The sequence below is a fragment of the Holospora undulata HU1 genome (genome assembly GCF_000388175.3).
In the GTDB taxonomy this organism is placed as follows: domain Bacteria; phylum Pseudomonadota; class Alphaproteobacteria; order Holosporales; family Holosporaceae; genus Holospora; species Holospora undulata_A.
Window position 1 is genome coordinate 1 of record NZ_ARPM03000168.1, and the last position, 7,800, is coordinate 7,800.

At 38.0% G+C, this 7,800-nt stretch carries 3 protein-coding genes; all 3 read left to right on the forward strand.

Annotated elements, in window-relative coordinates:
• Nucleotides 1-1,130 precede the first annotated feature (1,130 nt).
• The 3 genes from K737_RS05230 to K737_RS05245 all read left to right on the forward strand — a co-directional run bounded on the left by K737_RS05230 (nt 1,131) and on the right by K737_RS05245 (nt 6,996).
• Complete coding sequence (locus tag K737_RS05230; RefSeq protein WP_006298983.1) at nt 1,131-3,035, forward strand: ribonucleoside-diphosphate reductase subunit alpha; 1,905 nt, start codon at nt 1,131-1,133, stop codon at nt 3,033-3,035.
• Entirely contained in the window at nt 3,010-4,134 is a 1,125-nt protein-coding gene (locus K737_RS05235; RefSeq protein WP_006298985.1) for a ribonucleotide-diphosphate reductase subunit beta, read from the forward strand. Before K737_RS05230 ends, K737_RS05235 begins: the two co-directional genes overlap by 26 nt.
• A gap of 225 nt (nt 4,135-4,359) precedes the next feature.
• Nucleotides 4,360-6,996: a valine--tRNA ligase gene (locus K737_RS05245; RefSeq protein WP_006298989.1), complete on the forward strand. Its 2,637-nt coding sequence runs from the start codon at nt 4,360-4,362 to the stop codon at nt 6,994-6,996.
• Nucleotides 6,997-7,800: the final 804 nt, after the last annotated feature.

Below are 7,800 nucleotides of genomic sequence, written 5' to 3' on the forward strand. Positions count from 1 at the left end.
TAAGAACACCTCCCGTCAAATCCAAGGGCTCCCATCAGCTTCATGCGTGTAAGGCTGTCATGGCAATGGGGGTGCCTTACAGGTGATTTTCGTTGCCATGGTGTGGGGGGAATGTCATCACCAAACAAGAAGAGGGCATCCTCTGGCGGTGTTGTCATCACCGTCTCGTAATAATGAATAAAGGCTTCCTGCTTGGCTGCCTTTGCGGGCCGTGCTTTTCGGCTTTTTAAATGAAAAATTATGGGCGTGCAGCCACGACGTCTTGCCTTAAATCGCAGCCATAGGGTTCAAGAACATAAGTGCATATCGTTACTTTCATATACGTTATGGCTTTCCAAATGTGCGATAAGTTCTTCTGTTTGTGAAATATTCAGCTTGCTTGACACCATTAACTTTTGATTCTCCTTATACTTCTCTACGATCGTCAATCAGAAGAGCTTTAGCAATTTGACGATAGCTCTACCCTTTGTCGAATAACAAAACAGCCTTAATTCTATCTGCTAAGCGTCGGTTCTTTTCTTGCCGATGCTGTGTTCTTAACGCAACACGATCTTCTTCTGTCAGAAATCTTTGCATAAAAAAAAATTATTAACACATAAAATTAAACTTTTAAACTATTTCATTCAGCATGAGTATATTTAAAAACTGTGTAAATAAAATGTACTAAATTTTTCTGATTAATTCAAAAAAGTTCAATGGGAAAAAGTTTGTGAAAAGTATATTGATGTTTTTAAAAATTACGTACCCAAAAGAATTAAATGAGAAGAAATTTATTAGGAAAGCGGATAATTTTTACAACCAAGAAGGGATAAAGTAATTTACGAATTTTTTTTCGTAGCTACGGAGTGGGGATTTTTTTCAGATGAATAAACGACTGCTGCTATAGAAAATAGCAAAAAGGGTGTGCTTTTTTTGCTTTAAGAATATAAAAAAATTTATTTTTTTATACAAAAAGTTAAATTTAATTTTTGAGTACATCAGGTTTTCCTTTAGTTCTTATTTGTGAATTACTCAGTGAAAAAATTAACACTTTATTTTATATTTTTTTGAAAGATTTAATTTGAGCTCTATGTTTCGTAAACGGAATATGATAAAATCCTTAAGTTGAGTTTTGGACAGATGCTGATCCAATGACATTTCATGTAAAAACTAGTAAGCCTTCTTTTCATCGTACTGCAAACTATTCTTTTTTACACAACGGTTTTTTGAATCTTGATGCTGAAAAAGATCATTTATTAACCGAATTTGGAAAAACCACCATGGAAAACCAGTACCTGTATGGGGGCGAATCCTATCAGGAAATGTTTGAGCGTGTTTCAAGTTCTTTTTCGGATAATAATTCTCACGCGCAGCGCATGTACGATTATATTTCTTCTCTTTGGTTTATGCCAGCAACACCTGTTTTGGGCAATGCGGGACTTGCCGAGTTAAACAAAAAAAATCGTCCAGAGTCTGCTTCTTTGCACCTTCCTATCTCTTGTTACTTAAATGAAGCACAAGATGCGTTAGATTCTGTAGCAGGGCTTTTAATAGAAAACATGTTTTTAGGTGCCGGTGGAGGGGGAATTGGGAGTTATTTTGGAAATTTGCGTCCAGCAGGAAGGGTGGGGGCCAAAGAGGCTGCCGGAGTTATTCCCTTTGCAAAGATAGTTGAGTCGATTACTCAATGCGTTTCTCAAGGGACGCGAAGGGGGGCTGCTGCCATTTTTTTGCCGATTTCCCATCCTGAAATTGTGGATTTTATCCAGTTTCGTCGCCCTTCTGGAGGAGATCCTCAGCGCAAAGTTCTTCACCTAAACCACGGAGTTGTGATTTCAGATGCGTTTATGGATGCGGTTCAGTATGGTAAGCCTTGGGATCTTATAAACCCTCATGACCAGAGTGTTACAGAAACGGTGGATGCTAGAGAACTTTGGATTCAATTACTTACTATTCGTCTGGAAACTGGTGAACCTTATTTGATATTTATAGATCATGTTAATGCGTCTATTCCCTGCTATCAAAAAGAGCTAGGGCTGGAAATTAAAAGTTCAAATTTGTGTACAGAAATTTTTTTGCCTACCGGGTTAGATCACCATAAGACCAATCGTACGGCAGTATGCTGTTTGGGGTCTTTGAATTTAGTCAAATTTCTGGAATGGAAGGACCATACCTCTTTCATCGAAGATTGTTTGCGTTTTTTGGATAATGTGTTGGAAGATTTTGTTTGTAAAGCTCCTGATTCCTTTAAAAATGCGGTTTATTCTGTTAAGCGGGGAAGGGCAGTGGGGCTTGGAGTGATGGGATGGCATTCTTTTCTTCAATCTTTAGGGATTCCGATGCATGGACTGCTAGCACGCACATGGAATAAGTATATTTTTTCTCATATTCATCAATCTGCTAGGGCTGTTTCAAAAATTTTGGCTCAAGAGCGTGGGCCTTGCAAAGATGCTGAAGAAAAAAACGTTATGGAGCGATTTTCTTATGCGACTGCCATTGCGCCGACAGCATCTATTTCTATTTTGTGCGGGGGGGCTTCTCCTGGAATTGAGCCGATTGTGGCCAATGCTTATACGCATAAAACGATGAGTGGATTGTTTTTCATCAAAAATCAATATCTCGTAGAGCTTTTAGAAAAAAAGGGAGCAGACACCCAAGAAGTCTGGGAATCCATTTTGGAAAATGACGGATCTGTTCAGCATTTAGATATTTTATCTCAAGAAGAAAAAGCTGTGTTTTTAACTGCTTACGAAATAGATCCTCAGCACCTTATTCAACTGGCAGGAGAGCGAACTCCATACGTTGATCAAGGGCAATCTCTCAATTTGTTTTTTCCCCCCAACGTGTCTAAGAATGATTTGCATGATGCGCATTGGAATGCTTGGAAACAAGGAGTAAAAAGCTTGTATTATTTGCGCTCTAGGTCTTTAAAATCAGGTGAAACCAACCATGATGCTAAACAGGCACAACAAGTTTTTTCATCAATGGTAGATAAATATTATTCCGATAGCGGGATGTTAAAGCTAGAATATGAAAACTGCTTGGTGTGTCAATAGTGAGGAAAAAATGGTCAATATTCAAACAGAGAATTCTATGGGGTCTAATTGGGTTTCAGAGCACTCTAGCATTGAGGACAGTCGGTCTTTTTTGTTTCGCGAAAATCCAGTCTACAAACCATTTCGGTATGGGTTTGCTTATGAGGCATGGGAAACTCAGCAACGTATGCATTGGCTTCCAGAAGAAGTTCCTATCCATAGTGATGTTCGTGACTGGAAGAGCGTGTTAACAGATCAGGAGCGCAATCTTCTGACTAACATTTTTCGGTTTTTTACTCAATCTGATATTGAAGTTGGGGGGTGCTATACCAGTTATTATCTTCAGATTTTTCAACCCACTGAGGTGAAAATGATGCTTGTTTCTTTTGCTAACATGGAAACAGTTCATATTGCTGCTTATGCGTATCTTTTGGACAGTCTTGGGATTCCAGAGATAGAATATGAGGCATTTTTTCAGTACAAGGAAATGAAAAACAAGTGGGATTATATGAAGCGGTTTAAAAACAAGGCCACACTGAAAGACTTGCTTATTACGTTGGTTGTTTATGCTGCTTTTGTTGAAGGGTTGCAGTTGTTTGCTTCGTTTTCTATGCTGTTGAATTTTCCTCGATTTAATAAAATGAAGGGAATGGGACAGATTGTTACTTGGTCTGTTCGAGATGAGACACTGCATGTGCATTCTTTGCTTAAGTTATTTTATTCTATTTTGCAAGAACATCCAGGGATTTGGACTGATTCTGTAAAAGCAGAAGTAGAGCTTATCGGAAGAACTATGGTTTCTCATGAAGAAGCGTTCATTGATCTTGCATTTGAACAGGGGCCAGTTGAAGGATTGACTCCAGAAATGGTTAAAGGGTACATACATTATATTGCAGATCGTAGATTTGAACAGCTGCTTATGAATCCAGTGTATCATGTAAAGAAAAATCCTTTAGAGTGGATTGATCCTTTGCTTAGCGGAATTGAGTACACGAATTTTTTTGAAAATCGTGCCACCGAGTACGCAAAAAGTGCAACTCAAGGAACTTGGGAAGAAGTATTTGCAAGGTTAGATCGAGACAATGCCAATCAAAACGTTAATCAAAAGATTCAGGGATAATCATTTAAAAAATTAAGTATTAAGTGATGTTGTACACATTTTTTGATGTAAAGTTGCTTGGAAAAATACCAGAAATTCTAAAATTCTAAATCGTGATAAAGGGGGAGTTTTTTTGAAAATTCCTGCTTTTTCACGAAATGGAAGGGGTGTCTTATTTTTTTCTGTCTTTTTAAAAAAAATTTTGCTACCCTTGTTTTGTTGTTTTTTTAATAAGGCAAACATAAAGTGGATACCTCTTGTCGATTCCATAAAATGGAAAAAAGTGAACATTTAAAGCAGCGTTGGTGGGAATATTTTCGTTACGATCAAGAAGATAAGGTAAAAGAAACGTACACGATTATTATGCCTCCCCCTAACGTTACAGGGTCGTTGCATTTGGGGCATGCTTTATCTTCTACTCAGCAAGATATTTTGATACGCTTCCATAAAGCTTTAGGAAAGAATGTATTGTGGCTTCCTGGTACGGATCATGCTGGGATTGCGACTCAAATGATGGTGGAAAGAGCCTTAGAAAAAGAAGGAAAAAACAGAAAAGCTTTGGGACGAGAGGTATTCTTGCATCATATGTGGCAATGGAAAGAAGAACATGAAGGGAATATTTTAGACCAAATGAAACGTATGGGGTTTGCAGCAGATTGGGGGCGATTAACCTTTACTTTAGACGAAGGAGTATCTTATGCAACCCGAGAAGCGTTTATCCGTCTTTACAAAAAAGGAAAAATATATAAAGCAAAGCGTTTAGTCAGTTGGGATCCGGTATTACGCACTGCTCTTTCCGATTTGGAAGTGGAAAACATTCAAGAAGCAGGAACGCTTTGGACACTTTCCTATGATATAGAAGGGGGGGGGGAAATTCATGTTGCAACCACAAGACCAGAAACCTTATTAGGGGATACAGGGATTGCAGTGCATCCTGAAGATACAAGATATAAGGAATATATCGGGAAAAAGGCTTATGTTCCCATAGTTTATCGTTGGGTTCCCATTGTTGCAGATGAAGCTGTAGATGTTGAAAAGGGCACTGGAGCTGTTAAAATTACGCCGGCTCATGATTTTTTGGATTTTTCTATTGCCCAGCGGCACAATTTGCCTTGCATAGATATATTTGATGAAGAGGGGCGTTTAAACGATACTGTTCCCAAAGAGTTTTGCACTCTAGATTCTTTGGAGGCTCGGAACTTGATTTTAGAAAAATTAGGAAAAAAAGTAATCAGCTGGTCGTCGATACAGCACAGCGTTCCTTATAGTCAACGTTCTGGGGCAGTTATTCAGCCTCGTTTAACAGAACAGTGGTTTTTGGATACTGCTCAGATGGCAAAATGTGCTTTGGATATTGTAAAAAATGGGGAATGTCAGTTTTTTCCAAAAGAGTGGGAAAGAACTTATGAGGAATGGTTAAAAAACATTCAACCTTGGTGTATTTCTCGTCAGCTTTGGTGGGGACATCAAATTCCTGCGTGGTACGATGAAAAGGGGAGTATTTTTGTAGCGCATACCAAAGAAGAAGCAGAGCTTTTGGCAAAGACTCAAGGCAGCTCTGGAGCACTAAAACAAGAAGAAGACGTATTAGATACGTGGTTTTCTTCTGGAATTTGGCCTTTTTCCACACTAGGATGGCCAGAAAAGGATTCTCCTTTATTTACCGCGTGTTACCCCACAAACGTTCTTGTAACGGGATTTGATATTATTTTCTTTTGGGTGGCAAGAATGATGATGTTAGGACTTGAATTAACTAAGGCTCCTCCCTTTAAGCATATCAGCATTCATCCTTTGGTATGTGATGAAAAGGGGAAAAAGATGTCAAAAACCAAGGGAAACGTGATTAATCCTATGGAATTGGCCAATCAGTATGGGGTGGACGCATTGCGGTTTGCTTTAACATTGGTGTCCACGCCGTCTTCTTATACAGCTTTTGGGGTAAAGCATGTTGAGCAAGCTAGAAATTTTATTACTAAGTTAAAAAATGTAGGGCGTTTTATGGAATTAAATCGTATTCATGGGCGATTTGATTTACCAGAAAAAATTTCTCAAGATATGAATCGTTGGGTAATCATACGCATAACGGATCTGGGGGAGCGCGTAAAAAAATCTCTTCATTCTTATAGTTTTCATGAAGCCGCTTCTTTGATTTACACGAACATTTGGGCAGTTGTGTGCGATTGGTATATTGAATGGGCCAAAGACACACTAAAGCACGCAAGCAAGGAAGATATTCAAGAAGTTCATCATGTCATGGGGTGGGGGATAAACACAATGTTGATAATTTTACACCCCTTTATTCCTTTTACTTCTCAAACATTGTGGGAAATAATAAACCCGACAGAAGCAAGTGGCGCTTGGCAACAAGATTGGCCAACTTTACAAGAATTTCAGTTTTGTTCTCCTCCGGTTGAGTGTATTCAAGAGATTATAACGAGTATTCGCCGTTTAAGAGCAGAATTTAAAATTTCATTTATTTGTCCCATAGAGCTGCACATCTATACAGGGGGGGATAGGGAAATTTTGACTCATCACAAAAATTTTATAGAACGAATAACGCATACTGTGTGTAAAATTTTTGATGGTCATCCTCCCTGTTCCAGTAAGGGGCTAAGCGTGCATTTAGGTGAAGTAACGGTAATTTTTTTACTTCAACATTTATTGGATATAGAAAAAGAGTTAGAGCGTCTTGAAAAGAATTATTTAAAAATAAAAACTCAGCTTGACGAGTGGGAAAATCGTCTTTCTTGTCAAGAGTTTTGCACAAAAGCTTTGCCGAATGTTGTTCATTCTCTTGAAGAGAGATGTAAACAAAATAAAATAATACTTAATCGCATAGAGCAAGATCTTTTGATGCTAAAAGCTGTAGATAACTCTTTATAAATCTTTATAGAAAAAACGACAGACAGGCTGAACGATACCAGTGAAAACAATGGTATGTGAAAAAGTTAAGGTTATTTTGTCGTTTTTTTGTTTTGTTGTGATAAGTGGTGCTGGTTTTTAACGAAAGTTTAAAAAAATCCATTTAGGTGAGAAAGCGAAAAAAACTCATAGATCAACAGCGTTTTTTAGAAAAAAGTTTCACTCATTATACTTCTTCGTAAACTATCATTTAGCTAACTCCATAGGTATAAACAGTTGAAATAAGATTAACTTTACGTTTAATTATGAATCGGCTACAATAATCATCTACGGCTAAATCTACATAAAATGAATATAGGTATCGTGGAAGAGAGTTTCTATACTTCATCCAAGAGGAGTGTGCTGAAGTGCCTTTTCCTGTACTCATTTTGTGTTCGATGGGATTGATGTCTGGTGAATAAGGCAAAAAAATAGAGAAGAGTGTGTCCTGAAGCTTTCAAGGCCCATAGCATGTCTTGGTTTTCGGGAAAAGCTGCATTGTCCATGACCCACACTGCTTTTCAGGAAGTTTGGGGATCAAATCTTGCAGCATCCACGCGTTGAACCCCAAGATATTTATAGTTGTTTCAAACAGACTCCCATTCAAAAGAACGCCGTCCAAAAGTGCACGAATGACATTCGGTCGCCCCTATAGCCCATAAGTGTTGAAAGTGGTAGAGATAGATATTATGAGTATAAAATTTTAATTTTATAATGATGTATTGATATATGGTTAGAGAGACTAGGAAAACTTTACGATGTCAATAGATATAATAATAAAATCAC

Bases quoted from the DNA above. Each gene is read 5' to 3' on its own strand.
- K737_RS05230 (WP_006298983.1), top strand. From the start codon at position 1,131: ATGACATTTCATGTAAAAACTAGTAAGCCTTCTTTTCATCGTACTGCA.
- K737_RS05235 (WP_006298985.1), top strand. From the start codon at position 3,010: ATGAAAACTGCTTGGTGTGTCAATAGTGAGGAAAAAATGGTCAATATT.